Origin of the sequence: Paenibacillus glacialis (genome assembly GCF_001637205.1) — a bacterium.
Taxonomy (GTDB): domain Bacteria; phylum Bacillota; class Bacilli; order Paenibacillales; family Paenibacillaceae; genus Paenibacillus_AQ; species Paenibacillus_AQ glacialis.
On sequence record NZ_LVJH01000026.1, the window covers coordinates 36462 to 62368 of the forward strand.

The following is a 25907-nucleotide window of genomic DNA, read 5'->3' on the forward strand; positions in this document are numbered from 1 at the left end:
TCGTGCCTCTAAATACCAAGTAAATCCTTAGTAATAAACCTCGCTTGAACTGTTTGCAACGAAAGTTGAATTATTGATGTGTTCATATTAGTCCCTAGGCCAGACCTAGAGTCAAGCGAAATGATCCATCAGATTGTCCAACTGAATCATATTGATAAATAGATCAACACAAGGCCATGATAAAAATCCTTGAAATGGAATTATTCCTTTTTAGGCGAGCACAGTTAAACGTATGCAAGCAACAAAGACCCCCCCATGTCCGTCAACTAGACGAACATGGGGGGGATCCCTTTTACCCGTGCTATTTATTCCCTTCCGTGTATAATAGGCAGAAAAGGTGAAAAATTAAAAAGTATTGTGAGCATGGTTGTGTGACATAATGTTTTACCCCACCTTCAAACCAAACTTCCATTTCTCTAATGATTATGTAATGAAATCCTATTAAATAGAAGATTTGCTTTATTTAAAACTGATCTATACTTCTCCAATATTTCTACGAAAGTATCTGTCTACCACAGCAACTTTATTTTACTTACCGTTTTAATATCATTGTTTGAATAGTATCTATACCCGATCTATTCATCTTTTCTTGGCTTTAATAGAGATTTCTCATCGTAATATCTAAGCATTCGTTGAGATATTTTATTGACTTTTGCAAATTCACCGATTTTATATAACAACAATATCACCCCTTAACAACGATTTGAGGACGAAAATATAAAAATCTGGAGATGCGGGGGATGTCGCACACACACCTATATAAACAAGAGGAGGATCATCGTAAATTTTGGGATGAGCACAAATATAAGGAAGCCTCAAGAGTTTTGCCCCTTGAGGCTTCATGTAATAAGCTTATTTCATTGTTATTTTAAATTCCAAGTCCGGCGCGCCGGCAAATACGATCGTTCCGTTCTTGGGCAGAGTCACTTTGTTGTTGCCGTTGACAAGGCTATAGTTGACGCATAATCCTTGCACGTCATATACCGCGAAAGCACCTTTCGTTGGCAGCTTGACCGTCATCGTTTTGCCTGCCGCCGCTGCCGGGACAGTATACCATTTAGCATCCCCGTTCGCTGACACCGTGGCCTTGGACTGATTTCCTGCATAGATCGGTTTTACGTTCGCCTCGCTCACAAGTGAGTACCCGTTTACGATCAAATATTCGATGCCGTCTTTCGTGTAGAACCGAGCTTCCGTCGTATCCCGGCCTGCTATTCCTGGGATTTGGATCTGACTCGTCGCCGTATTTGGACCTGTGATTTTTCTATCCACCCAATAACCCGGCAGACCGTCGGCGAGGCTAATTTCGATTGCCGGCTGCCCAAAGAAATACTCTTCGGAGCTGAATTTCTGGTTAACGACATAGAACTTAGCACCTTCCCGTTTTGCCCAAGCTTCGGCGGTCTCCTTCGGCAGCACGTTGTCTTCCAGCTTCTCAGCCGCATACTCTGACGTTGCTAGCTGCCCCAATCCCGGCAACGTCTCATAGGCTCTCTTCCACAAATACGTGCGTCCGCTCTTCTCGGTGACGAAGCTGATCTTGGAGGTTCCGTTCTCGTTGATAAAGCTCCCATCCGAAGTATATATATACTTCGTCTCCGGATCGTTTGCCATGGACAGTTCCCCGTCCTTGGTGATCTCTATCCGGAACTGCGTTTCACTGCTGGCATAATAGCCTGCTTGCTTCACTACATCATTGGGCATCTTGGCCTTAACCGACTTTCCGAATGATTTATCCGGCTTGACGTTCTTGATTTCGCCCTTTTCCTTGAGCGCCAGCAGCAGCATTTCGCTTGCCAGCAGTTGATTCGTGCTACTGCTACCGCCGGATGTTAACACAGCAGCTGCCATCTTTTTCTCAGGAAGCACGACGAGAGAAGCAGAATACTCAGAGATGTCCCCGCCCTTGGCCAAACCCTTTATTTCGTAATCATTGAACGGGTATAGCTTCACACTGTCCCAGCCGAGACCGTAATTGTTACTATCATCCGTATCTTCCGGCCAGATGCCTTTCTTGTATTCCTCCTGTTCCATCGCCCGTACCGACTTGTCAGAAAGGATGTGGCTTTCCTGTCCCATAAATATTTGCGAGAATCGCACCATATCTTCTGCCGTGGAATTAATCCCTCCTTCGGCGATCACATTAACAAAAATATCTGGAAGCTGTGCTTGGTAATCCGGGACATAGAACCCAGCAAGCGTGCTGCCTTTCGATTTGTCCTGCGGTGTCTTCGTATGATCCATCTGCAATGGTTCTGTGAAATATTGATGAAAATATTCGGTAAAGCTCATGCCGCTGACTCTTTCAACGAGAATCTCAGCAAGCGTAAAACCGCTATTGCAATACACCGAGAATGCTCCAGGGTCCGCCTTCAAGGTCTGGTCGGACAAGGTTTGCAGTAAGGTATCATGGGCATAGGTGTCATTATCCTCGAACAAGGAGTCGCCCGTAGATCCAGTACCGCGCAGACCGGAGGAGTGGTTCAACAGCATGCGCGGAGTAATGCGATTATACCGTTCGTCCTTCATCTTGAAATCGGTTATATATTGGACGACGGGAGTATCCAGATCGATTTTACCTTCGTCTACCAATTTCATGACGGCCGCAGCTCCAATTACTTTACTGACCGAGCCGATACCGTATAATGTATCCTTGGTCAGCGGTTTATCGTTCTTGCCCGTCTGGCCAGACACAGTGATTTCCCCATTATCAATCAGCGCATACTGAACGCTAATCGGATGGGTGGATTCGATTAGCAACGTAGCCTTCTCGGCAGCGGTTTTCCCCAATCCTTGGTTATCCGCAACCACAGGAGCGACGATGGAAGCCATTGCTCCGGTTGGTGCAATCATAGTCAACGCAAGTGTAGCTGATAACACCCAAGAAAGTCTTTTTTTCATGATAATATCTCCTATATCTATTTATTATTGACTTCAAGAGAAGCGTCTGATGTACCAAGATAATTATTATGGTCCAAGGAATAACGCTCAATAGAGTGCAACAAGTTGTCCCATTGTGAGCAAACATGTAACTTCTCCCCGAGTAGGCTTCGGTTTGAACGCATGTAATATAACGACTAGGCTTAAAAAACTGTGTAAAGCTTATAAACAACCTCAACAATGCGATCGCAAAAATAAAGTAACTTTCCCTTTTTCTTTTGCTCCACTCCTTTCCTTTTATCAAAAGCTAAATTTCATAAAACTTAAAAACAGTAGATACCCAAAAAAATCTAACCGAACGGTCAGTTTTATCTTACTCAAAACTAACCAATCGGTCAAATATTTTGTTTTATGCTATAATAACTGAAGAAAATGTGACAACCATTCTAGGAGGAACGGTAATGATAGATGGTAGAGAAAAAAAGGGAAACAAAACAAAAGAAGTTTTATTAAACGCTACAATCACTTTAATAGCAGAAAATGGTTTAGAAGCATTAAGCGCTAACAGCATAGCAAAGAAGGCAAATGTTAGTAAAGCAAGCGTATTTCATCACTTTGGTTCTATGGAGACAATTCAACAAGAAGCTTTTATTTTTGCTGATGTGCTAATGAGTGAAGCGCTGGAACAAATTTATCAGGAAGCGAAGGAAACGGATTCTTTTGCGGATATTATGCTCAAATACTTTCTCTTCTTCATCGAAGAAAAAAATAAAGACTACTTAAATTTAATTAATGTTCAAATGCAATTTGTATTGAAGTCTTCATATGATACGGAGTTTGAAGAGATTATCTTTGGTAAAGACAGCGAAAAAACACCGTTTGATTTCTTTGAGATCTTGGTGGGTGATTTTTATGGAGATACGCTAGACGCGAATGACTTGGAGTTAGTAAATGATTTAATAATAATTCTTATAAATGGATTCACAACATTTTTAATCTCTAAGGCAGACAAAGAATGGCTTTTTTCATTATGGAAAGAAAATATTAAAATGATTGAAATCTATGTCCACTCATTAATTGAATCAAATTCATAATATATCATCTAAAAAATAGTAAAAATCCAAATTTGTTATGCTAAAACTATCCAAAAAAACTCGTCCTAAAGGCCAGAGCAGTCGGGTCTCAAAGAATCGGAGTGATACACTTCTTTAGTCTTGACGGATTGTCAAGCTAAGTGCGACACCTGTTCCATAAAAGATTCGTGAGCGGATTTCCAGCCTAGACATTTTCGAGGACGGTCGTTAATGAGATTGATGGCATGAGCCAGTTCCTCATCAATGACCTGCGCAAAGTCGTGACCTTTGGGAAAGAACTCCCGAAGAAGTCCATTCCCATTTTCATTAGATCCTCGTTGCCAGGACGAATAGGGATCGGCAAAGTAAACATCCAGTCCATGAAAGGTTTCTAGAGCGTTATAGCAGGCGAATTCTTTCCCTCGATCTGCCGTAGCCGTTAGAAAGGTATTTTGAGGATACTGACTAGCAATCACCCCAAATGCGATTTCCATTGAATGAGCCGTACGGTCTGGCATTTTTAGGGCTAGATACATCCGTGTCTTGCGTTCGATGAATGTTGCGGCACAGGCACGGCTCTTTCCCCGGCTGGATACAACGGTATCCAGTTCCCAGTGTCCGAAAGACTCTCGTTTGCGCCGTTTACCTTTATGTCTCAGCGCTTTTACTTCACCTGCAACAAGGAGCCTAGCATAGAGCCAACGGTAGATGGTCTTGAAACATACGAATGATTTACCATTTACTCTCCTATGCTCGGCAATTTGTTCGGGTGACCAAGTCTGCTGCTGGTTCGCTTCCAGTTCACTTGCTAACTCGGGTGTAAATTTCCCCTTTGCCTTACAAGATACTCGACGTTGAATGTAAGTAGCCTGCGCAATCTCTGCCGTGTATTTCTCACTGCTACTCCCTCTGTTCCGTTCTCTAGCAATAGTGGAATGATGTCTGCCGAGTTCCTTATCAATCTCTCGATCAGACCATCCTAAACGAAGTAAGATTTCTAGCTGACTGCGTTCAGTTATGTTAAGATGTGTGTAGCCCATGGTTTGATTCTCCTGTGTAATGGTTGTTGTGGTGACTCCATTTTACACGAATCTTCCATGGGTGTTTTTTATTTGTCGCACTTCATATTACAATCTGTCACATAAAAAGCCTTGAAATGAAAAAAAGGCATAACCAAAAAAAATGGCCATACTTTTTCAACCTCAAGGCATATTCTATAAGTTGTCAATTAAGACAACAGCTCCTTCTCCAGCTGAATATAAGACAGCGGAGAAAATGAATGTGTTTCGTAATGAGGTAATTATATCCTAATCATTGTAAGGGGCAATAGCGTAGGCAGATTCTTTCAATCGCCTTCTATTGCCCCATACTTACATTCAGTTTTAAGCTTTTTCTAAAAAAATTTGTTGCTGTTTAAGGAAAGTAAAGGTTTAGATCGACCAAATAATAAAATACGGAAACCATAGATTATAGCCTGTCGATATTTTATTGAACAATAGTGTCCCATCCCTCACGAATAGAATGTGCCAAGCGCAAAGGTAGTGAAAAATAAAACTGGAAGGAAACAACAAGTTAGTCATGGTTGGAGATTCCGTCACGGTGCGAATGCGGCTGTAACGGCCGATAAGAGATTAAGGAACAAATAGAATCTTGTCAATGAAATAGGAGGCTTCTTGGCGAAGCAAAGGTTCTTTGGAGCGGAAATCGACTGAACCGTCAGAATTGGTTATTGTGACTGGATCCGTAACTCCGGCAGCAACAAGCTTGCTTACGGCCTTGATAGCCGATTCATCGGTTTTCCCTGCCAATCGGACCTCATCGCCAAGCGGCCATGGAAGAGGAATGCGCGTTAAGATGACGGCCATTTCTTCCCGAGTTATCGTGCGATCCGGTTCAAATCGGCCTCCGGTCTCCTCCCCCAACCAATGCTGCTCGACCGCTGCCTGTATCTCTTTGAAGGCAAAATGGTGTTCGATATCCATATAACCGGATTTCGATTTGGAGGGCGGATAGCCGAAAGCATGCAGCAGCATTGTGATGAATTCCGCACGGGTCACGGACGCCTTGGGGTCAAAGCTGCGCCCATCTCTTCCATTAATGATATCAAGCGAATGGAGCTTTTCTATAGACGGTTGGTAGGGGCTTTCTTTCGAGACATCGGAAAACAACGCTTTTTCCTGTATTTTGGGCGAATAGGCTATCGGTGACTTGGAGGGTCTATACATATAAGCAATACCGCCATCCTTTTGTTCAAGAAATGCTATTTTCTTCCCGTGGTCATCCATAAACAACAAGGGATCTATCTTTTTCAAAGTAGTCTTGCCATTCCCCAATTTGTATCTGTCTTCCGCTACAAGTTGTCCGTTATTGTACGTAATTCTAGTCACAAATGACGGGGTATGCAGGTCTTTGTATAATCCGACGTAACGCGCGGCTTGCTGTTCTGTCAGAGGTGATACCGATTCAGGCATCTCAGTGCTCTTCGGATAATAATGGTCCATAAAAGCAGCATACAAATCCGAGCGCAATTCGGAATCATTATTATAAATGACGAACATTCCCGTTTTGCGCTCAGGCAGTAGCCATGTAAAAGAGGCATGTCCGGGGATGTTCCCACCTTTGCTGACGACATACTGACCATTCGACAGTTCATTGAAAATACTTTCAAATCCATAGCTTGTAATAGGTATGGCCGGATGAGCGAAAACGGAAAACTTGCTCATTCGTTGAACACTTTGTTCACTTAACATTTGCCGATCTCCGGCCTTTCCTTTTTGTAGAAGCATGATCATGAATTTAGCCATATCGCTTCCGGTGGACAACATTCCGCCCTGAGGCATGTCCGTAGGATAAAGGCCATACTCCGGATATGGCGTGCCTTCCGGATCGTAAGCTGCAGCCATTCGGGCTTTAAGCTCTGGGGTTACAAGATCATGGGAAGAATTCATGCCGAGTGGTTGAAAGATGTTTTTATCCATGTATTCATGAAAAGGGAGCCCGGTAACTTGTTCCACGGCATATCCCGCCAAAGCAAAAGCATAATCGTCATACTGGTAGGCTTCCCCCGGCGTCCGGACGATGGTTGGCATTCGATCCATTAAGAAATCTCGAAGAGAATTCTCTTGATTGAGAAGATCGGGCGAGGCGTCATCGTCTTTTTCATATGGGAAATCGAACCCAGTCATGTGGGTTAGCATATTTTCCAAAGTTAGCAGTTTACCTGTCGAATTTGGTATTGTGATACCTCCGAGATATGATTGGATGTCCTGATCCAGCTTGATCTTCCCTTGGTCTGCAAGCTGCAGCACAGCCGCAGCTGTAAGCGTCTTAGAAATGGAACCGATGCGAAAAACGGTATTGGAATCAACTGGGGTTTTGCTTTCTTTGTTTGCATACCCGTATCCTTTGGATAAAACCACTTGTCCGTCCTGAACGACGACGAACATGGCACCCGGAACATTGAACTTCTTCAGGCTTTTCCCAAAGTAATTGTCCGCGAAGGCCTCCACTTCTTTGGGGTCAACCGGACCGCTTGGAGCAGCAGGAACAGCTGCAGTCTGAATCGCTGTGATTGTTTGCCCCTTAAGAGGTAGCTGTTCCGCACTGACACTATACCCTCCGACCAAAGCAATTAAGTAAGTCACAGCTAGAGACGTGCTTAGCGTTACAGCGAGCACTTTTGAAACTCTTTTTTTACGCATTAGAAAATCCTCCGTCAATGAAATTAGTATAGGCTGGAAGTACCCTCTCAGTGTAATATGATGAATTATTTCCCCACACAGTCTTCCGACTAGTTCATCACCTAGCCTAAGGTCAAGCAAAAAAAGGTCAGACCTCAGCAGCTAACTCCGATGGCTACGGTGTGCCTTTCGATTGTTTCGATTGCGATTGACGATATATGCCTACAAAAAAATAGGCCAGCCAGAAATCGGGGTACGGTTGGTCTATGAATGACCGTCGCGCCCCGTTCATTATATTAATTTCTTTTTCTGACTAATTGCCTGAATATATTTAATAGTAAGCTTCCATAAGACTTTCCCAAACCAAAACATTAACACTCCAATCACAATAGAAATTGGCAAGGAATACATTGGGCTTGGTGTAAATGCTCCCATTTCGATTGTTATTCCCCCAATATCAAATCCCATATGTTGTCCGACAAATTTAAGAATTCCGCCTATCGGCGTAATAACTCCACCAATCATTAAAGCAATGGAAAGAGTACTGATGAACGGCAAGAGTAACATACCACTGACACTTACAAAACTGTTACAAAGAGCAAATATTGCACCAAATTTACGCCAACTAAATTTACTGTTCATTGAAATGGCTTTACCTAAGTATACTTTCGCTAATTCTTTTGGGTTTCCTAACCGTTCGATGATTTGCTCAGTAGATACACCATTATTTTGCAATTCAAGTATTACACTTTTGATTTCTTTTAAAATGTCAATACGCTCGGAATCGGACATCGATTTCAAATAATTTTCAATTTCCATTAGATAATCATTCATAATTTTATCCATAATTTAACTCTCCTTTGATTACTGATATAGCTGTTAATAAATTATCATAATCTTCAAATAAGGGACCAACCCCCTTGTATTGCGCAGAATTTATCCGTATTTTCCACTTTCCATTTTTTCCTACTTGCTAAATTCAGCAAGTAAAATACTTTTAAACGGATTAGGACTGTTATCTCTACCCAAACTGTTCAAACTGACGACCAACGTATGATTGCCTCCAAGTGTACCTCCAGCAATCGTAGAAAACCCTAGAATGCCACCTGTGTGTCCCCATATCGAGACACCGTTTGGAAGCTTAGTTTCAAAGATTCCAAGACCATATCCATCGATTCCTGCTCTTCCTGTAGGAACTGTAGTAAGCATTTGTTTTAGTTGCTGTTTCTTGAGTAATTTGCCACCGAGCAAGGAAGAGAAGAATTTATTTAAGTTATCAGCAGTAGAAATCATATCTCCAGCAGAGCTACCTGCACTTGGATTATAATAAGTAACGTCTTTAATCTCACTTGCTTCGTCTGGTTGGGAATATCCCCGAGCATGCTTGGTACCTGGAATAACACTTGAATTTCCAGGTAGGAATGTATCCGACAATTCAAGCGGTTCAATAATCCGATTTTCAATCTCTTCCGCGTAGCTGTTTCCGGTTACTTTTTCAATAAGAATACCCAGTAATACGTATCCCGTGTTTGAATAAGACCAGCCCTTTCCTGGGACAAAGTCCGGGGGCAGAGAAATCCCCATCTTCACTATTTCATCAGCCGTATACGATTTTTTCGTATCCATAAAATCTGCGCCTTTGAATCTTGAGTATTCAGCGATACCACTTGTATGGTTCAATATCTGCCGGATGGTAATCTGTTTACCATTATATCCGTTTCCTTGAATGACACCAGGCAGCCATTTTTCGATGGAGTCGTCTAGATTTAAGCGGTTCTCTCCAGCTAATTGAAGTACAACCGTTGCGGTGAACGTCTTCGTCACGCTGCCAATGCGAAAGCGAAAATTCTGTTTCCATTGGTTTCTTGGTGCTCAGATTCGCTACCCCAGCGGCATAACCCCACGTTTTTCCACCCTCAGAAGTTTTAAGCAAGTATCCCCGGGAATCCAAGTTGCAATGTATCCCGCATTGCTTGCTTGACGGAATTATGATCTCGTTGAGTGGTTGTTTGTAACGAACTAGATACATTTTGAGTGGGTTCTGCTTTTACAATTGAGCTTGGCGATGTGTATAGCAGGGAACTTCCAGTTATTAAAAGGGCCAGACTTGCAAATGTAATTTGACTACGTATTTTCATAAGGCATTCCTCTTCTCAATTAATATTGTAAGTTTGTAATCATCTTCCTAATTGTTGTTCTACAAAGTTGAGTCGTCTATTTATTCATCAAATTAATTTTAAATATATCGCCCTCATTACCACTAAAAACGATCATCCCACCTTCAGGTAGAACTACCGAATGATTGCTCGTTGCCTTTGAAAAGTTCACAACGATTCCATCTGCGTCATAAACGGCAAATCCTCCACTTACTGGAGTTTCAACGTTCATGACTCGATTGGCTGATTGATCATCAATTTTATACCATACAGCCTGACCACCCGATGGTATGATGCAAAACGAGTCGTTCCCTTCATAAATGGGTCGAATAGCATCTTCACTTATATAGGATTGTCCGTCGATCTTTAAATACTCTTTATGGTTCTCATTATAGAAATTCAAATCGAAAGCATCTCTTCCGTTCAAAGTAGGAATCTCAATTACATTTACTGCTTTATTCTCGTCAACAATTTTAGTGCCGGATGCGTATCCATGGTTGATATCAACGGATATATTTTTGGCCAAAAGCGATTTGCTCAAATACAACATTGAAGTTATCTTTTCATCCAAAGAGTAGTAGTTTTTTTCATTTCTATGTTTCCATATCGTTTTAGTTGACTGATTTAGAGGATCGGAATCTAATTTTTGATATTCGTAGGTTACCGCAACTGTTTGACCTAATCCTGGAGTATCCGTATAAGCGTTAAGTTTTAAATAGGTTGTTCCATTCTTCGGGTGATCAAAGCTTATGGTTGCATTCCCATCGTTGTTTTTAAATTGTCCATTGCCCGTATATACATATTTTTGAGGCGGTATCGATCCAAATCCTAGATCGGGTAAATCAATCTCTCCGTTCTTTATCTCCAGATTTACCGTTTTACCTACGGTACCGTATAATCCAGAGTAAGCAAGCAAATCGGATGGCATGTCCACTTTCAATGGAGGTTCAAATGTTTTTTTAGGTAGGATTTCTTTAATGATGCCTTTGGCTCTTATATATTCTAATAAAATATTAGATGCAAATATACTATTGTAAATACCACTACCTCCCGATGAAAGTACAGCTATAGAAATGTCATGTTCGGGTAGGGTAGTCAAAGCAGCGTGATACATATACGTATCTCCACCTTTGAATAATGCGGTTATTCCGTAATCACTAAATGGTGCTAAACGGACGGCGTATCATTATCATCAAACAAAAAACTATTCCCATAGTGACTACCGTAAATTCCTGAAGAATGATTCATCAACATGCGTGGCGTAATCTCTTTATATCGTTCATCTGCCATTTTAAAGTCCTTAATGTACGTGGTTAGTGGTTGATCAATATCAACTTGATTAGAATCAGCTAGCATCATCGTTGCAGCAGACACATACGTTTTACTTACTGAGCCTATTCCAAACATCGTCTCTTTGGTTATCGGACTCTTGGTCGCTTTATCGTAGACACCAGCGCTATCCGATAAAACAATGGATCCATGATCCATAATTGCATACTGCAATCCACTTGCACCATAATCGGACACGATCTTCGAAGCCAGCTCCTGTGCCTTTTCTTTTACAGTATCATTATTCGTTAGAGCAAAAGCAGGGGTGACTGGTATTGCAAAAAGTATAGTAGTCATTACTACGGAAACCATCTTCTTCATTATTAATCCCTCCTCGTATTCCTTCTAGATGTGACTTACTGAAATCATCATACAAGGAAGAACGCTGTTAGAATGAAAAGCGCCCTGAAACGCAAAAAATAATCCCTAAACAACAGGTTGTCTAAGGATTGTTGGTATATAATGGTATTAGTGCCATATTATTAAATATTTTATGTTTCGTTTCAATGGTCATATGACCACCGTACTTGTCGCAGATTCTAGCTATGTTCGTTAATCCAATACCATGAAATTCCGGGTTTGATTTTTGGCTGTTTAAGTGGGCAACTTCATTCTCCATATGATTCATGATATGAATGAGAAGGGTAGACTCGGTAGAATGTATTTTTATAAGAATGTACCTATCTTCTGCGATCTTCAACTTTTTAGAAGCCTCTATTGCGTTATCTAGCATATTTCCAATGACAACACATAAGTCATAACGGTCAATATGGACTTTTTGTGAACATAAGCTAAGCTTTGTATCTATTCTTATGCCATTGGCTTGTCCAATATTAAGTGTATTTGTGACAAGGGCATCTATAACTAGATTCCCTGTGTTTACCCGTTGATAAGCCCCTTCAACTTTATTTAATGTAGTCTTAATATGTTCCTTTGCTGCTGCTAACTCATTTCGCTCAATACACTCTTCAATATACAAAAACTGTTGATTCGTATCATGAATGATTCTTTTAATGGATTTAAAGCTGTGAACGACTTTTTCGTAATTCGCATCCTGATGGTCCATCTGCTGTTGCAGCTGAGCATTCTCATGCATGAATTGAAATTTATCAATGATATTATCAAAAACATAGAAAATCATAACGTTTAAGAATAGTAATACAATGACGGATATGAAAGAATAGGCGTCCTTATAAGTTAGAATATTCAGTTGGTTTATACTTACGATAGGAATAACCGAAAAAAATATGTAGTAACGATAATGCAAAGAGTAACTTCTACGTTTTGCAAGTAGTCGTATGATCTGAATGATAGCAAACATGATCATGCAACTGAGTAAAATAGCTTTTGTGTAGGTTATTTGATCATGTTCATTTACAGGGTCAAAGCTAAACTCAACTGAATATAGGGTATAAAAAATATAAAGGGATATAAAATTAACGAGAGATATTAAAACACCGTAAAACATAGAAAAAATGATCTTGTCTTTAATTTCTACTTGATAAGATTGTGCAAAACTAAATATCATGAGCAAAGGTAGAATCAAAGATAAAATAGGAGAGATGGGAATAACCAGATACAGGTAATCAAGCAACCCAAATATAATGAAATAAATGAATCGGTTATGTTTTTTAGCTGATTTATCAAACACCGAGTTGAAGAAAAAATTAATTTGAACACCCATCACAAGTACAATGCTAAAGACAATAGGAAAATCATTATGAATCATATCAATCGACCTTCATAATCATAAATTTGGTGTAAGTATCTTTAACCTCATTAATTTTAGAACGACCTATGGGTAATTCCAACCCATTGGACATTAGAACAACTCCGCTAGAAAATTTCTTCACATGAAGCAGATTAATAATAATAGAACGATGGATTTGCAAGAAGTTACAGTCTTTTAAGGCCAAAGCATAATCTGAAATGATGCTTTTGCTTTCATAGGTTTGATTAGTGGTCGTAAAATGTAGTTTGCTTTTTATAGTTAAGCTTTTGGCAGCTTGAATACTAATGAGGTCATCATATTTTAAAACGATTTCTTCATAGGTTAACTTGATAACCATAAACTTTTTATCAAGTGCTTGAAAGTATTGGCATATCTTGATCATTTTCTCCTCCAAGATCGAAGGAGCAATAGGTTTTATCAAATACTGAAATGTCATGACATCAAAACTTTCCACCATATATTCAGGATAGCTTGTCAGAAAAATAATTTGTTCATCTAGGTTATTTAACTCTCTTATTTTTCGGGCTGTTTGAATCCCGTTTATCCCCCCCATTTCAATATCCAAAATTAAAATATGGAATGGAATTTCATAGCGCTCATAATGGGATACCAATTGCTCTCCCGAGCCGAATAATTCAATTTCAAAATCTATATTAGTCTTTATCGACAAAGTAATCAGGATGCTTTTGACAAGCTCTCTTTGTTTTTCCTCATCATCGCAAATAGCCACTCTATACAAAAATGATACACCTCTCATTTTCTATACCTTTATTCTAAAAATCCATATAAACATGATACAACCTTTTGACTTTGTATAGATAGCTTTTGGATGAAATGCAAATTAAAATCCCTCAACACCACATGAACGAATATTTCCTTGACTGCATCTTACCAATTTTCAGAGGTGTTGTGAATGTCTTTTTTATAACATCCATATGGAGTTAAGCTGTAATTCCAAGCTGTTTTAGATCAGGTATTTCCTGAATATAAGGGTGTATTTGGGGGTTTACATTCTGTTGTATCTTTGAAAACATTGTTGACGTTCCCTACCTCAGATGAAGTTCTGAGCGCTGGAGAGGAAAAATTAACAGAGATGATTGCATCTTTATGTGTACGAAGATCCTGTCCGTTTTCATTCCGCAGAATACGAAGAGCTACTAGTCCTTATGGCAAATCGAGAGACCGTTGTTAAGCGGCTTGTAAGCGCAGTTAATCAAATCCACCGCTGGGTCGACATTGTGTTCCCTGAACTTAGACAAGTCTTTAAAATCTTAACTTGCAAAGGTGCATTGGAGACTCTTAGGTTGTTTCCACTCCCCGCCGATCTATCTAAATTAGAACCTAACGATGTGATTGCGGGATGGAAAAAGTCCATGAAACGACACTCAGGTGTGCGAAGGGCTAAGTTGCTCATTGAGCTTGCCAAACAAACCGTTGGTTCTTCCCAGGCAACACAGGCTTACAAACTCCATCTTGAGCATCTTCTTGAGGAGTATGACTTAGCGAACACACAGCTGCGGAGAATCGAAGCTGAAGCCAAAACCGTACTTGAACGAATCCCCTATGCGGCCAAAATCCTAGCCATTATTGGTATAAGTGCGATTGCTTTAGCAGGTGTTTTAGGGGAGTCAGGTGATCTAAGCGGGTTATATCCACGGAAACACACTGCTGCGTCACGCAGGCCTTAATCTGACCGAGGCAAGCTCTGGGAAATGGAAGGGACAGATGACGCTCAGTAAACGAGGACGACCACGCCTGCGGCACTTCCTCTACCTAACCACGATGTGCATGGTCATGAATAACAAAGAATTCTAGGCTCTACATCAACATAATGTCCAGTTTAAAAAGCTTAAAAAAATGAAATCCATCATGAGGTTATGTGGAAAGCTGGCTCGACTTTTAGTAGGTCTGGCACGCAGTGAAGAAGCATACAACCCAAAGAAAGTCTTCGCATTGGCAGCTTAAAAACTATGCATTACTAACGCAAGTTGGCGTATTCGCAGGATGACAAAGAAAGTACAGAGTATCGGGATACGTTACGCAAAAGGGATGAAATCCTGCGAATACACGAGCTTGCGTGAGGAAATTAAATCATATTGAGGGAGCGTAACGTGAATGCTTTTATCTTCTCGGTGTATAGTACGGATAATCCATCTTTTCTTTAACTTGTTGAACCACCTCTTCATTAGTAAGCGATTCTATGAAATATAGACCCAAATCGATGGAAGAAGATACTCCTCCGCCCGTGAAAATGTTACCATCTCTGACGTATCGCTCCTTAACAACTTCTGAGCAATAAGGTGTCAATAATTCGTATGCAGATGGATTTGTTGTTGCTCTTTTCCCATTTAGCATTCCAGCAGCCCCCAGAATTAAAGCTCCCGTACAAACTGACACCTTATATTCTACATTTCGTGCGGTCTGGATCCATGAGATAAAGTCAGTATCATACCTAAGTTGCCTTGTAGGCAACCCACCAGGGATAAAAATCAAATCATAGACTGAAAGGTCTGGGGTAACGTGATTGATTTTTATAGTTAATCCTCTGTCATCGGTGATCTGTTCTTTGTTCGAACAAAAATCCCACGACACATTTTCTTTTGCTTTTAGAATTCCCATCCATGATACAGCTTCATAAAAACCAACAAGATCTAACATAATCATATTGTCGAACAGAATGTAAGCCATCTTCATTACTGAGCACCTGACCTTTCATCATGTGAAATAAAAAAAGTATCTTCAAACATTAGACAAAAAAGTAAAAGCATCACTCCGTATCGGAGCAAATCATAATGACATTGCCGTCCGAATATTTGACTGTAAAGAAAGCCAACTGCTGCCGCCAAGGCGAACTGCATGTTCAACTTAATTCCAGCTCCATTTTTCTTCCAGCACTTCTTTTTCGCCAGCAATGTACACTTGATGGATTAGGAGATTATAGGTTCTATTGTAGTTATCGTTATCATTACGTGTTTTCCCAAAATCGATTTCGTCCACCGCGAAAAATCCCTCGGAGGTTCCGGGCAAGCTGATATACTTGATCAATGCTGTACATTCTGTACTGACTATTATCGATAAAAGCAGGTATAAGGACTCCTTTCTCTTCAAATAACGAATTTGATGAACAGACACGTTCATAAGCTTAGCTAATTCACTATCGAATTTTCGTCTTGATAAGCTTATACTCCTAAAGGAACAGCTTGAATGCCCTAACAATACACCCTAGGTCAAACCTAAGGTCAAGTTATTTGTTCAAGTTTTTTCACTGTTAACGGCATAATTAAACTCAAAACTAATAAAATGCTCTGCTATCTAATCATTCACCCATTAATTTGACCAAAAAAACCTCGTCAATCATGATGGCCGGCGAGGCTACTTATAATATTGCTTACAATTTTTTCTCCATTTCATATTGTTCAATATGGATGAAATTCGTAAAACGTACTCGGTTGAGTTTAAGTAAAAAGTTGTAAATATTTATCTCAAACAAGGTATGGGTTCAAAACCATTGCGAAGGAACTAGGCATCACGCATGCCATATTACAGCGTTGGGTGAGGCATTTTGAGCGAGAAATAACTATAGGGCTGAGGAGAAGCGCGGCGTCACCTCTAAGAGCCCATTGAAAGGAAAACCCCGTACAAAATAACAAAGCGATGAAGTTGAACTACTTCGGCTGTGAGCGGAGAATTCAAATCAATAGTAAACTTGAAACGAAGCATGTGTATTCTGATTTGAATATCGAGCAATGTACTAGCGAGTAGCCATGAATATTAACAGCAGAACAACTACCCGCATAGTTGAAGTCACCGCAATTTATATTTTAGAATTGCTTTTTTATTTTTCTTAATGATTCGATATCCCCGCTTTCGATCGCCTCGATATTCTGATTAATGATTTCAATATCCAAATCCCACCAACTGATTTCCAACAGTTCTTCAATGATCTCCGGCGAATACCGTTTTCGTACTTCCTTAGCTGGATTTCCGCCAACAATTGTGTATGGTTCTACATCTTTTACGACTACAGATTCGGCACCTATTATGGCTCCATCGCCAATTTGTACGCCTGGCATAATGGTTGCACGTCTGCCTATCCAAACGTCATTGCCCACAATCGTATCACCTTTAATCGGCAGTTGTTCTAATGTAGGTGTGTAAACTTCCCAGCCGTTACAGAAAATGTTGAACGGGTAAGTTGAACCATCCATTCTATGGTTACCGCCTCCCATCATAAATCTCGTTTCAGGAGCAATTGAACAAAACTTTCCAATATTCAGTTTCGTTCCTAAGGCTTCATAATGGTATAACACCTGATCTTCAAACGATTCTCCATTTAATGCATCATAGTACGAATAATCCCCAACGATGATGTTGGATTTTGTAATCGTGTTGTTGATGAACTGTACATTTCTATTCCCAGGTATAGGATACTTCTCATTTTTCCAATTTGGATCATATTCTACAACAATGATATTCATTTCTTTGCCTCGCACTATAAAGTAATGTTTTTTTGTTTTCTCGCTCATTCTCATGATTTCAACTGGGTCAATGCTCATAATAATTGTTAAAATCCCCTACCTTTGCCAAGAATATTGAAGATTCCCTTGGTTTTCTTTTTCATAATGATTAATCTATTTTACCAATTCTTCAACAGTTGTATGAACTCCTCCATCCCCTGTATGTTCCCTAGGACTTTCATAGATTCCATATGCTCCTTGTTCATTTTTCAAATATCCACTAGCAATTGAGATCGTAGTTGGATAGCAATCCACAATTGTTGTATGTTTCATATTCAAATAATTTAAATGATCTAGTATTAACAAATAATTTTAATACAAACACTTGACATTAGGTCTGACCTAAGATGTAACGTTGAGGTATTACAAGCTTTAGGAGTGAACTCTATGAAGAGTGAAATTAAGATCAGTGAATTAGCCAATTTGATGAACGTGTCTGTTCATCAAATTCGTTATTTTGAAGAAAAAGGTGTTCTTGGGCCCGCTTACACAGATAACAATCAATATAGAATGTACAGCATTGAGCAAGTCTACCAGCTAGCACATATTCTATTGCTTCGCAAGCTGGGAGTGTCTGTTCAGTCCATAAATGATTGTATGACCTCCTATTCTGTGGATCAATATCGACAGCTTCTTCATCATTCCTTGCGGGAAGTGGATGCTGAGTTGCTTCGGCTCAAAGACCTTCAGCATTTCATCAAAAAAGTTTTACATGAACAGCAAAACTTTAATTCGCAGTCCAACCAGTATCACATAAAGCGGCGAGACACCACCTACTTTGCAAGTTGGATTGAAATGGATTCACACACTAAACTTAATGCCAAACTTTTGGCTGAACAAGCGAAGCGTGTTCCGAACTTGTTCGAATCGGACATTCATTATATTTATGATGGTTCGAGCACAATTACCTTATGCCTAGAAACTCAAGGGCCTGGCGATTTTTCTTTACCTGGAGGCAATTACCTTTCCATGCAGAGCCCAATTCATGAAGATGATGAGCTCGAACAAATGATTGAACAGTTGTACGACTATGCTGCTGCGCAATCATATACCATAGCTGGACCCCTAATCCTTATTGAAAGATCCTATTTATCGTTATTTAGCAAGAACGAGTTGCATTACGAGTTGCAATTCTTGATCGAATCGGCAACAAAATCCGAAAGGGGGAACCATCATGACTGCAGCACCGATAACAATTGAACCTATGCAGGCCAAGTATAATCCACAGGTCGGCCGCTTGCTTGTTCACGGGTTTCGCGGAAAATTTCAAAAGTTGACGAACATGAATGATGACGATCTCGCTCTTTTTTTCGAAAAGATGTTTGAACATTATCCCACCGAACCGGCAAGTCAAAGAATGGCCGCCCTGCAAGATGGAGAGGTTATTGGAACGATATCTATCAAATGGAAGCCCGAATCTGACATAAAGCAAAAGCAAAAGCTTCCTTCGTGGAAGAGCTTCAATAAGTTGGGAAAATGGAACCTGATAAAAATGCTGATCGGGTTATCTTTATTAGATCATAAACCACAGGCTGGAGAATGTTATATTGCAGACATTGTTGTCCATCCGGACCATCGAAGCAAGGGGATTGGAAAGCTATTATTTCAGTGGGCGCAGCATTTTGCGCAAACTGAGCCACACCTAAATGTGCTGAGCTTGCACGTCGTAGGTAGTAACCCACGTGCCAAGCAACTATACGAGCTCCTGTCATTCCAGACTCATTTACAAAAGAATAGCTTAGTGCGGCATCTTTTGTTCAATGAATCGAAATGGGATTATATGGTCTTAAAATTAAAATGATCAGTAAATTTTTTATGAGCTATTTAATGAAAAAGAAAAAGATACATAGTCGGGTGGGGAAAGCGTATGCGTATATTTACTAAAGAAAAAATATCATTAATTGTCATCTTAATTAACTTATTTATTGCCTTTGTAGGGGTAGGCCTTGCTGCCCCAATCATGCCATCCCTTGCAAAAGAAATGCATTTAAGCGGTCAAGTGATGGGGTACATGATTTCTGCCTTTGCATTTGCCATGCTTCTCGTCTCTCCTATTGCCGGGATCTGGGTAGATACGATCGGCAGAAAGAAAATGATTGTACTCGGTCTATTCCTTTTTTCTTTCTCCGAACTATTATTTGCCACTGGTAATCAGGTATGGGTACTGTTTCTTTCTAGAATTTTAGGAGGGATTGGCGATGCCCTCATTATGCCGGCAGTAACTGCTTTTATAGCGGATAGCACTTCATTAGAAGAGAGAGCTAAAGTCATGGGATATCAAGCTGCTGCGATTAGTTTAGGGTTCATCATTGGTCCCGGACTTGGCGGGTTTATAGCCGAATTGGGCATACGCGCTCCATTCTTTTTCGCAGCAGGCTTTGCCCTGGTCACTGCTATCATTTCACTCCTTGTTTTGCAAGAGCCTTTAACTAAGGAGCAACTCGCGAAAAACAGAAAATCGAAAATGAAAGTAAGCTTTTTCTTGGAGATTAAGAAATCATTTCATCTTTTATATTTGGTGCCACTTATCATTGTCTTCGTATTATCTTTCGGACTATCTGCCTATGAAATGATGTTCAGCCTTTTTGTAGATTCGAAATTCGGTTTTACTGCCAAAGATATAGCTACCATTATTACAGTTGGTTCCATCTCGGGTGTGGTAGCTCAATTGTTATTCTTTGATAAGCTGGTAAATAAGTTCGGCGAGAAGAAGCTAATTCATTACATGATTATCGTAGCCGCAATTTTCATTGTTGCTTCTGTGTTTGTTAGTCGTTATTGGAGCATTATGGCAGTTTCCAGCGTCGTATTTTTCGCCTGTGATTTACTTCGTCCTGCCGTAACAACATTACTTTCCAAATTGGCAGGGGAAGAGCAAGGATTTGTTGCTGGGATGAATTCCATGTATACAAGTCTTGGAATTATTATTGGACTGGCATTAGGCGGTATTTTATTTGATGTGAATATTAATTTGCCATATATTTTCGCAGCAGTAGTCCTGTTTGCCGCTTTTGTAATGTCGGTAATGTGGAAAAGTAAAGCAAGAGAATCCATATCAACAGGACTTAATAATTAGTAGAGGGTTGGTTGAAGAAATGCGGACCTCTGTCCGGTTTTTCAAGTGGCTCTATCTCCGATTCTGTATTTTTCACCGAATCGTACAACGTAACCCGCCCATCCGGAAATATCGAAGCCATACTGTCGTAAGTATGATTGATTCCCGCCACAATGTAGCCATGGCTCACCAGCTGCTTGACCTGGAACATGTTCTGGCTCTCGAATCCACGGAACCCGTGTGAAAAAATAATTACCGGATACGCCGCTTCCGCATCGGACAGCGCTGTATGTTCAACCGCATGCGTACGGGCTTGTCCAAGGCTCGTCAAAAACAACTGCGGCAGACCGGACTCCTGCTGAAATGCCTCGGTATACACTTTGGAATCAGGCACATACGGCGCTCGGGTTCCCTTAGCCTCCTTGCTGGCCGGATACCAGATCCGTACTTTCAGTTCCCGCTTGGCCCTGGCTGCCACCAAAGTCGACGTTTCTTTGTGGGTGTTGTCAATCCAGTGATATGCGACCGTGCCAATCCCATACGGGCCTGCCGGTTCATCGAATGTAAACACTGGGAACAACAACGGCGCAGCTACGGTTACCGTCCCGTAGAGAACAGCGGATAATAACGCTGAAATTCTGCGTACGCTTCGCCCTTGAACATCTCCTTGCCCGGCTCGAGTGCGCCGCTGAAAGTCCAACACCAGCGCCGTCCCTCAACCCAGCCCTGTACAACGAGAAGAACCGCCGAGACGGCCAACCCTCCCCACAATAACTGTTGCGGCTTTTGTTGCCTGACAGCCAGCCACAGCAACATAACCACATTAAACGTCACCAGTACAACTTCCATGATTCTCATCTGATGATGACCTCCTCGTGATGATGACTTCCTTGAATACTATACGCCGAACATGCAGTTCGGTAATAAGTTACCACAGCGTAACCTCCAGTAGCAGAGGCTTCAAAGAGGTTATAGCGGTGGAATAATGCGGATACCGGAGAGTCAAAAGTTCTAATGGAAATCGAAGGGGAAATAACCTCATCCTACGAATCAATAATATCCTTAAGGTCGCGCCACCAAGAAAGGAGATTAGAACGCAGATAGAGTTAGAATTAATTTCTAATATTAAAATATCAAAAGGGCAGCCATTCAAATATTGAATGCTGCCTTTTTATATTTTGACGCTAGCCCTTTATTTCATTTGTTATGCTCTCTGCAGTTACAATAATTGATTTCATATACACTAAGAGAAAAACTACTCTTTTCAAGTGACTAATGACACAAAAATGTTCCTACATTAATGACACAAAGTTACCTATATTACTTATTCTTCACTCATGTACTGCCTTTCTTGAAGAGTATTATACAAGAAAGAAGACTGTCGGTAAATTTGGCCGACAGTCCTTCTCTTACAAGCAGTATACCCCTCATCCTATTCGCTGGACAATTCCTTGAGCGATTTGATTTTACCATGGGGATGCTGTTCTTGTTTTCGTGACTTCCAGGCAGCTTCTTTCCTTCTCTTCTGCTGAGCCATAACAGTTATCCTCCTTTGGAAATTGAGATGTTTACCACTTTCTTATACTGTCATTCCTCGGCTCTGTTCATTCATGAATAAATTAATTCGTTGGTTTTTTGGTATAGCTTAAGGTAATCAATGTCCCTCTTTTTCAGTCCAAAATATGCGGGAGGTGCCGTTCACCTCCACCTTTTTGGACTCTTTCGACACTAACACTAATATATTATGAAATTAGAAGAACCGCCTTTCCTTCATGAGAATTGGTTCTTCTTTTCTTAACATTTACTAATCAATTGAGCAAAATCAGGAACTCTATTGAGAAGGATTTCGTACCACTTTTGTCCTTTACTAAAATCAGCAACGTGAACTTGAAATATGTTGATGTTGATTAACAGTAGATATTCATCTAATTGGAAATAGGACCAGGTTCTTGTCCTTTACGGCAAAGGTATCAAGTTCTGGGCGCGGCGGTCATTCATAGACCAACCGCACCCCGTTTTTACTAAAGAGTGTGTCACGCAGCAGAACGCTGATTTTGAAGGAAAAGGTATAAAACCCTTACCCCTCTCAAAACGCTCCCGGAAACCCGCGCTATACAGGGGCTTTTGTCCCCCTATCGCATAACATTGCCCGCTGTTTCCGCTTGCGATCGGCGGCTTGCTGCCACTATACCCGTTTCCGGTATTGGCTTCTCTAACTAGTTCTGTTTCATTATTGTAAGGATGGAATATTCAACCTCTCTTGCATGGAGACAGTCTATTCTGGCTCCCACTATGTTACAATTTGAAATTCAACGTTCCTTGGAACTAAAGGAAGAACTCTTCCTTTAGTAGCACAAATATTTGACATTGTCGGCAATAGGTACAAGTTCTTGTCACTAGCAAAGGACAAGAACTTATACTTTGACGATCCCTTCTTAAGATGGATTATCCCCTTTGCATGTTATTTTCAACGTCTTTTCTTGGTGTTCACCATCCCCATACTCATCAGTAAGACGTTCAAATATTCTAACGGAAGTATGCCGCTGCTTGATCGGTGCATGCTTGTCTTCTGTCACGAATACATATTCTTTTCCTCTTACATGTGTTGTCTTCTCATATATTGTTAAACATTATATAGTGTTTTTTCGATCATCAATTATCTAACTAAGATGGGTAAAAGGACGAACAGGGTAACCGTCCTTTTACCCATGGCAGGTTGCATTTAATGCCGTCCACTATGACAGAGGCTCTTACTTGACGTATTCAGCTATTACAATATTTCAATGTACCCTTCTGTTCCATGCACGCGAATTCGTTGCCCGTTTTTTATCAGATTAGTAGCATTTTCTACCCCAACAACTGCTGGCAAACCATATTCACGCGCGATAACTGCTCCATGGGTCATCAGTCCACCAACTTCGGTGACTAGGCCTTTTATGGATACAAACAACGGTGTCCAGCTAGGGTCAGTAAAGGTAGTGACTAATATATCTCCATCTTCCAGATCAGCATCTTCTATGTTTAAGATGACACGTGCTCGCCCCTCGATAAATCCGGAAGAAACAGCTAGACCTACAATCGCTTCGGTTGGGAGATTTTCTCGTTTGTACTTACCTGCAATGATTTCACCATCAGATGTGATAACACGTGGTGGAGTTAATTTCTCATATAATTTATACTCGTCTTTTCGTTTGCTGATGATCTGGTAATCTAGTTTATTGGTGCGTACGACTTCGAGAAGTTCATCAAAAGTGAGATCATATATATCTTCTTTTTCACGAATAACGCCCGCTTGGACGAGTTGTTCGGCTTCTTTCAATAAAGCCTGCTTATACACGAAGTAGCGATTAACCATGCCGTATTTGGGATATTCCCTAAACCCGCTGAAATTTCGGATGAGGTCGATCATTTGTTTTGTTTCTTTGGCTTTTTGCTCACCATCCGGTAATTGCTTCAATCGATCTAATAACTCTTGTTCTTTTTTCAAAGCTTCCTGTCGCCCTTGCTCAAATTTCCGATTGCTAGCATTAGGCTCAAAGTTTTTGATGTTACTAAGAATCATGGGGACAAGTGTAGTTGGTTGTTCACTCCAACGAGTTTTAGTAATATCGATTTCTCCGCTACATCGCATTCCGTATTTGCCCAGGTAATCATAGATAGCGTCTTGGGTTTCCTGTCCACCATCTAACTTAACAACTTCATCCAAAAAGTTATCATCTTTTACATGTTGTAAATAAACAATTACTTCTGGATAAGGACGAATCACATCTGCGACATTGAGTAGCGCCAGACCCATTTCCGAAGTAATATTGTTTGGTACAGATTGAGAAAGCGTATCTGCTGTGTTTTTTTCACCTAACCACTTGTTCATTTTTTCATTGATCCATGATGAAGCATCCATAGCAGCCATAATCACACCGAGACTTTGTGGGTCAAATAAAATATTCTTTAATTGTTGAATATCTTCTAGAATAAAATCAAATAAATCTAATCCTGATTTCGTTTGGATGTTTTGTTGTAACTCTTCTATCGATGTTTGACTACTCTTAATCAGGTCAGAAACAATTGTCGGATCGTATTCTATTTGTGCTTGAGTACCCGCAGGCGGCATACCTGTATTGCTTTTACTGGGACTCAGTTCTTTTTCACCATCTGGTGACGATTTTATAAAATCTTCCCGCCCTACGATGTTGAGGAGTGCGTCTTTGATGAGCGGGTCGGATTTCCCCAGGGCATCGATTATCATTTCTCTGCTACCAGGCGAAGCAAGCATTTGTGTGACATCAACAAACAACCTTCCGCCAGCTTTACGCATGGGTGCAGGAGTAATTAACAGATAAAAAGACAATCCCAGTGGTTTCATGGGATCCGTCATCATTTGTTGGTGACCGACAGACACATAAACGTGATTCTCTTGATCATTCGCTTCAGGGATCGGGTATACAGTTGTGATTGGCCGACTCTGAACAATATAAAAGGTATCATGGGCCAGACACCATTCGATGTCCTGTGGGCAACCAAAATAAGCTTCGATCTGTCTTCCGATGCGTGCCAGCTGTAAAATTTGTTGTTCAGTAAGTGTTTGAGCCTTTTGTTGCTCGGAATCGAGCTGACGGGTCTCTGTTCCCCCTTCTTTCCGTCCATAGATAGCTAATTTTTTGGTTGCTATCATCTTATCGACGATTTCCTCTTCCTGTACTTTATAACAATCGGCAGATACCAACCCAGAGACCAGCGCTTCTCCAAGTCCAAAACTGGCATCGATGGATAGCAGCTTCCGGTTAGAAGTAATCGGATCAGCGGTAAATAAAATTCCTGAAGCCTGTGGGAAAACCATCCTTTGAACAATAACGGATATATAAACTTGACTGTGGTCAAATCCATTTTTCATTCGGTAGATTACCGCACGATTCGTAAATAGGGAAGCCCAACATTTGCTGATATGTTGCAAGATGGCATCGACGCCGATGATATTTAAATAGGTGTCTTGTTGACCAGCAAAAGAGGCATGTGGTAAATCTTCAGCAGTCGCGCTAGAACGCACTGCATAAGCATGTTCCTCGCCAAACTGGGAGAGATAGTGAGTCACTGCTTTCACAACATCGGAAGGAATTTCTACTTCCCTAAGGATTTGTCGAATCTTCCTGCTGATTTCACCAATTTGATCTCGATCTTCTACTTTTAGCATGGTTAGTCGATCCAACAAAGCATGATACGTTTCGTTTTGTTCAATGGCTTTTTGATACCCCACTGTTGTAACACAAAATCCTTCTGGTACTTGTATTCCTTCAATTTTTGATAATTTCCCTAAATTTAACCCTTTTCCGCCAACGAGCAAAAGCTGCGTTTTTTCCATTTCCTGAAAACCGAGAACCAAAGAACTCATTCAATATCTCTCCTAACCATTAAATTGAGAAAAAAAATTTGACAAGAGTTTACCGGCGTGGTACATTTAAATTGTAAGATGCATTAATTATGTCTGTTT

19 protein-coding genes and 5 pseudogenes are annotated in these 25907 nt (G+C 40.7%); 5 read left to right on the forward strand and 19 right to left on the reverse strand.

Going from position 1 to position 25907, the window contains the following annotated elements:
- Positions 1–575 precede the first annotated feature (575 nt).
- Together PGLA_RS29770 and PGLA_RS14920 are read right to left on the reverse strand one after the other, a co-directional pair.
- Positions 576–689 (reverse strand): MerR family DNA-binding transcriptional regulator, encoded by a 114-nt coding sequence (locus PGLA_RS29770; protein WP_425415384.1) that lies wholly within the window; start codon positions 687–689, stop codon positions 576–578.
- Positions 690–852: 163 nt separating this feature from the next.
- Positions 853–2901 (reverse strand): serine hydrolase domain-containing protein, encoded by a 2049-nt coding sequence (locus PGLA_RS14920; RefSeq protein ID WP_068534075.1) that lies wholly within the window; start codon positions 2899–2901, stop codon positions 853–855.
- 440 nt (positions 2902–3341) lie between these two features.
- Here PGLA_RS14920 and PGLA_RS14925 point away from each other — a divergent pair, with 440 nt between their 5' ends.
- Positions 3342–3974: a TetR/AcrR family transcriptional regulator gene (locus PGLA_RS14925; protein ID WP_068534077.1), complete on the forward strand. Its 633-nt coding sequence runs from the start codon at positions 3342–3344 to the stop codon at positions 3972–3974.
- Positions 3975–4105: 131 nt separating this feature from the next.
- On the opposite strand, the gene PGLA_RS14930 is transcribed toward PGLA_RS14925, so the two are convergent.
- From PGLA_RS14930 to PGLA_RS14960, 7 genes and pseudogenes are all read right to left on the reverse strand, one after another.
- On the reverse strand, positions 4106–4993 hold the full coding sequence (locus tag PGLA_RS14930; protein WP_068534079.1) for an IS30 family transposase: 888 nt from the start codon (positions 4991–4993) through the stop codon (positions 4106–4108).
- Positions 4994–5584: 591 nt separating this feature from the next.
- Positions 5585–7654 carry a serine hydrolase domain-containing protein gene (locus PGLA_RS14935; protein WP_068534082.1) on the reverse strand — a complete coding sequence of 690 codons (2070 nt, stop codon included), beginning with the start codon at positions 7652–7654 and terminating at the stop codon, positions 5585–5587.
- A gap of 270 nt (positions 7655–7924) precedes the next feature.
- Positions 7925–8479 (reverse strand): DUF1700 domain-containing protein, encoded by a 555-nt coding sequence (locus PGLA_RS14940; RefSeq protein ID WP_068534084.1) that lies wholly within the window; start codon positions 8477–8479, stop codon positions 7925–7927.
- A gap of 120 nt (positions 8480–8599) precedes the next feature.
- A pseudogene (locus PGLA_RS14945) lies at positions 8600–9771 on the reverse strand (serine hydrolase domain-containing protein).
- Positions 9772–9847: 76 nt separating this feature from the next.
- A pseudogene (locus PGLA_RS14950) lies at positions 9848–11439 on the reverse strand (serine hydrolase domain-containing protein).
- 121 nt (positions 11440–11560) lie between these two features.
- A complete protein-coding gene (locus PGLA_RS14955; RefSeq protein ID WP_068534086.1) occupies positions 11561–12847 on the reverse strand; it encodes an ATP-binding protein in 1287 nt (428 codons plus the stop codon).
- A 1-nt stretch (position 12848) separates the two neighbouring features.
- Positions 12849–13589: a LytR/AlgR family response regulator transcription factor gene (locus tag PGLA_RS14960; protein ID WP_068534088.1), complete on the reverse strand. Its 741-nt coding sequence runs from the start codon at positions 13587–13589 to the stop codon at positions 12849–12851.
- Positions 13590–13962: 373 nt separating this feature from the next.
- Here PGLA_RS14960 and PGLA_RS14965 point away from each other — a divergent pair.
- Positions 13963–14815, forward strand: a pseudogene (locus PGLA_RS14965) (transposase); the annotation flags it as partial.
- A gap of 156 nt (positions 14816–14971) precedes the next feature.
- On the opposite strand, the gene PGLA_RS14970 reads toward PGLA_RS14965, so the two are convergent.
- From PGLA_RS14970 to PGLA_RS29775, 5 genes and pseudogenes are all read right to left on the reverse strand, one after another.
- Entirely contained in the window at positions 14972–15544 is a 573-nt protein-coding gene (locus tag PGLA_RS14970) for a DJ-1/PfpI family protein (protein WP_068534092.1), read from the reverse strand.
- A gap of 171 nt (positions 15545–15715) precedes the next feature.
- Positions 15716–15847: a hypothetical protein gene (locus tag PGLA_RS29425; RefSeq protein WP_281197351.1), complete on the reverse strand. Its 132-nt coding sequence runs from the start codon at positions 15845–15847 to the stop codon at positions 15716–15718.
- Positions 15848–15863: 16 nt separating this feature from the next.
- Positions 15864–15988 (reverse strand): annotated as a pseudogene (locus PGLA_RS29015) (MerR family transcriptional regulator); the annotation flags it as partial.
- Positions 15989–16671: 683 nt separating this feature from the next.
- Entirely contained in the window at positions 16672–17328 is a 657-nt protein-coding gene (vat(I), locus tag PGLA_RS14980; protein WP_068534131.1) for a streptogramin A O-acetyltransferase Vat(I), read from the reverse strand.
- 156 nt (positions 17329–17484) lie between these two features.
- Positions 17485–17646 (reverse strand): annotated as a pseudogene (locus PGLA_RS29775) (serine hydrolase domain-containing protein); the annotation flags it as partial.
- 108 nt (positions 17647–17754) lie between these two features.
- Between PGLA_RS29775 and PGLA_RS14990 the strand changes: the two are divergent.
- From PGLA_RS14990 to PGLA_RS15000, 3 genes are all read left to right on the forward strand, one after another.
- A complete protein-coding gene (locus PGLA_RS14990) occupies positions 17755–18567 on the forward strand; it encodes a helix-turn-helix domain-containing protein (protein WP_068534098.1) in 813 nt (270 codons plus the stop codon).
- Entirely contained in the window at positions 18542–19168 is a 627-nt protein-coding gene (locus PGLA_RS14995; RefSeq protein WP_068534100.1) for a GNAT family N-acetyltransferase, read from the forward strand. Before PGLA_RS14990 ends, PGLA_RS14995 begins: the two co-directional genes overlap by 26 nt.
- 66 nt (positions 19169–19234) lie before the next feature.
- Positions 19235–20443 carry an MFS transporter gene (locus PGLA_RS15000; RefSeq protein WP_068534102.1) on the forward strand — a complete coding sequence of 403 codons (1209 nt, stop codon included), beginning with the start codon at positions 19235–19237 and terminating at the stop codon, positions 20441–20443.
- On the opposite strand, the gene PGLA_RS26895 is transcribed toward PGLA_RS15000, so the two are convergent.
- From PGLA_RS26895 to ppsA, 5 genes are all read right to left on the reverse strand, one after another.
- A complete protein-coding gene (locus PGLA_RS26895) occupies positions 20433–20993 on the reverse strand; it encodes an alpha/beta hydrolase (protein WP_161487919.1) in 561 nt (186 codons plus the stop codon). The two genes, PGLA_RS15000 and PGLA_RS26895, sit on opposite strands and share 11 nt — an antisense overlap.
- A 26-nt stretch (positions 20994–21019) precedes the next feature.
- Complete coding sequence (locus PGLA_RS27480; RefSeq protein ID WP_068534105.1) at positions 21020–21280, reverse strand: hypothetical protein; 261 nt, start codon at positions 21278–21280, stop codon at positions 21020–21022.
- A gap of 574 nt (positions 21281–21854) precedes the next feature.
- Positions 21855–21959 (reverse strand): DUF6254 family protein, encoded by a 105-nt coding sequence (locus tag PGLA_RS29025; protein ID WP_245699940.1) that lies wholly within the window; start codon positions 21957–21959, stop codon positions 21855–21857.
- 898 nt (positions 21960–22857) lie between these two features.
- Positions 22858–22998: a hypothetical protein gene (locus PGLA_RS28065; RefSeq protein ID WP_161487920.1), complete on the reverse strand. Its 141-nt coding sequence runs from the start codon at positions 22996–22998 to the stop codon at positions 22858–22860.
- 194 nt (positions 22999–23192) lie between these two features.
- Positions 23193–25808: a phosphoenolpyruvate synthase gene (gene ppsA, locus PGLA_RS15015; RefSeq protein WP_068534108.1), complete on the reverse strand. Its 2616-nt coding sequence runs from the start codon at positions 25806–25808 to the stop codon at positions 23193–23195.
- Between the last annotated feature and the right edge of the window lie 99 nt (positions 25809–25907).

What these genes read in the sequence shown, in the direction of transcription:
- PGLA_RS14920 (WP_068534075.1), bottom strand. Translation starts at nt 2,901, where the DNA reads ATGAAAAAAAGACTTTCTTGGGTGTTATCAGCTACACTTGCGTTGACT.
- PGLA_RS14925 (WP_068534077.1), top strand. Translation starts at nt 3,342, where the DNA reads ATGATAGATGGTAGAGAAAAAAAGGGAAACAAAACAAAAGAAGTTTTA.
- PGLA_RS14930 (WP_068534079.1), bottom strand. Translation starts at nt 4,993, where the DNA reads ATGGGCTACACACATCTTAACATAACTGAACGCAGTCAGCTAGAAATC.
- PGLA_RS14935 (WP_068534082.1), bottom strand. Translation starts at nt 7,654, where the DNA reads ATGCGTAAAAAAAGAGTTTCAAAAGTGCTCGCTGTAACGCTAAGCACG.
- PGLA_RS14940 (WP_068534084.1), bottom strand. Translation starts at nt 8,479, where the DNA reads ATGGATAAAATTATGAATGATTATCTAATGGAAATTGAAAATTATTTG.
- PGLA_RS14955 (WP_068534086.1), bottom strand. Translation starts at nt 12,847, where the DNA reads ATGATTCATAATGATTTTCCTATTGTCTTTAGCATTGTACTTGTGATG.
- PGLA_RS14970 (WP_068534092.1), bottom strand. Translation starts at nt 15,544, where the DNA reads ATGAAGATGGCTTACATTCTGTTCGACAATATGATTATGTTAGATCTT.
- PGLA_RS14990 (WP_068534098.1), top strand. Translation starts at nt 17,755, where the DNA reads ATGAAGAGTGAAATTAAGATCAGTGAATTAGCCAATTTGATGAACGTG.
- PGLA_RS14995 (WP_068534100.1), top strand. Translation starts at nt 18,542, where the DNA reads ATGACTGCAGCACCGATAACAATTGAACCTATGCAGGCCAAGTATAAT.
- PGLA_RS15000 (WP_068534102.1), top strand. Translation starts at nt 19,235, where the DNA reads ATGCGTATATTTACTAAAGAAAAAATATCATTAATTGTCATCTTAATT.
- PGLA_RS27480 (WP_068534105.1), bottom strand. Translation starts at nt 21,280, where the DNA reads ATGAGAATCATGGAAGTTGTACTGGTGACGTTTAATGTGGTTATGTTG.
- PGLA_RS29025 (WP_245699940.1), bottom strand. Translation starts at nt 21,959, where the DNA reads ATGGCTCAGCAGAAGAGAAGGAAAGAAGCTGCCTGGAAGTCACGAAAA.
- ppsA (WP_068534108.1), bottom strand. Translation starts at nt 25,808, where the DNA reads ATGAGTTCTTTGGTTCTCGGTTTTCAGGAAATGGAAAAAACGCAGCTT.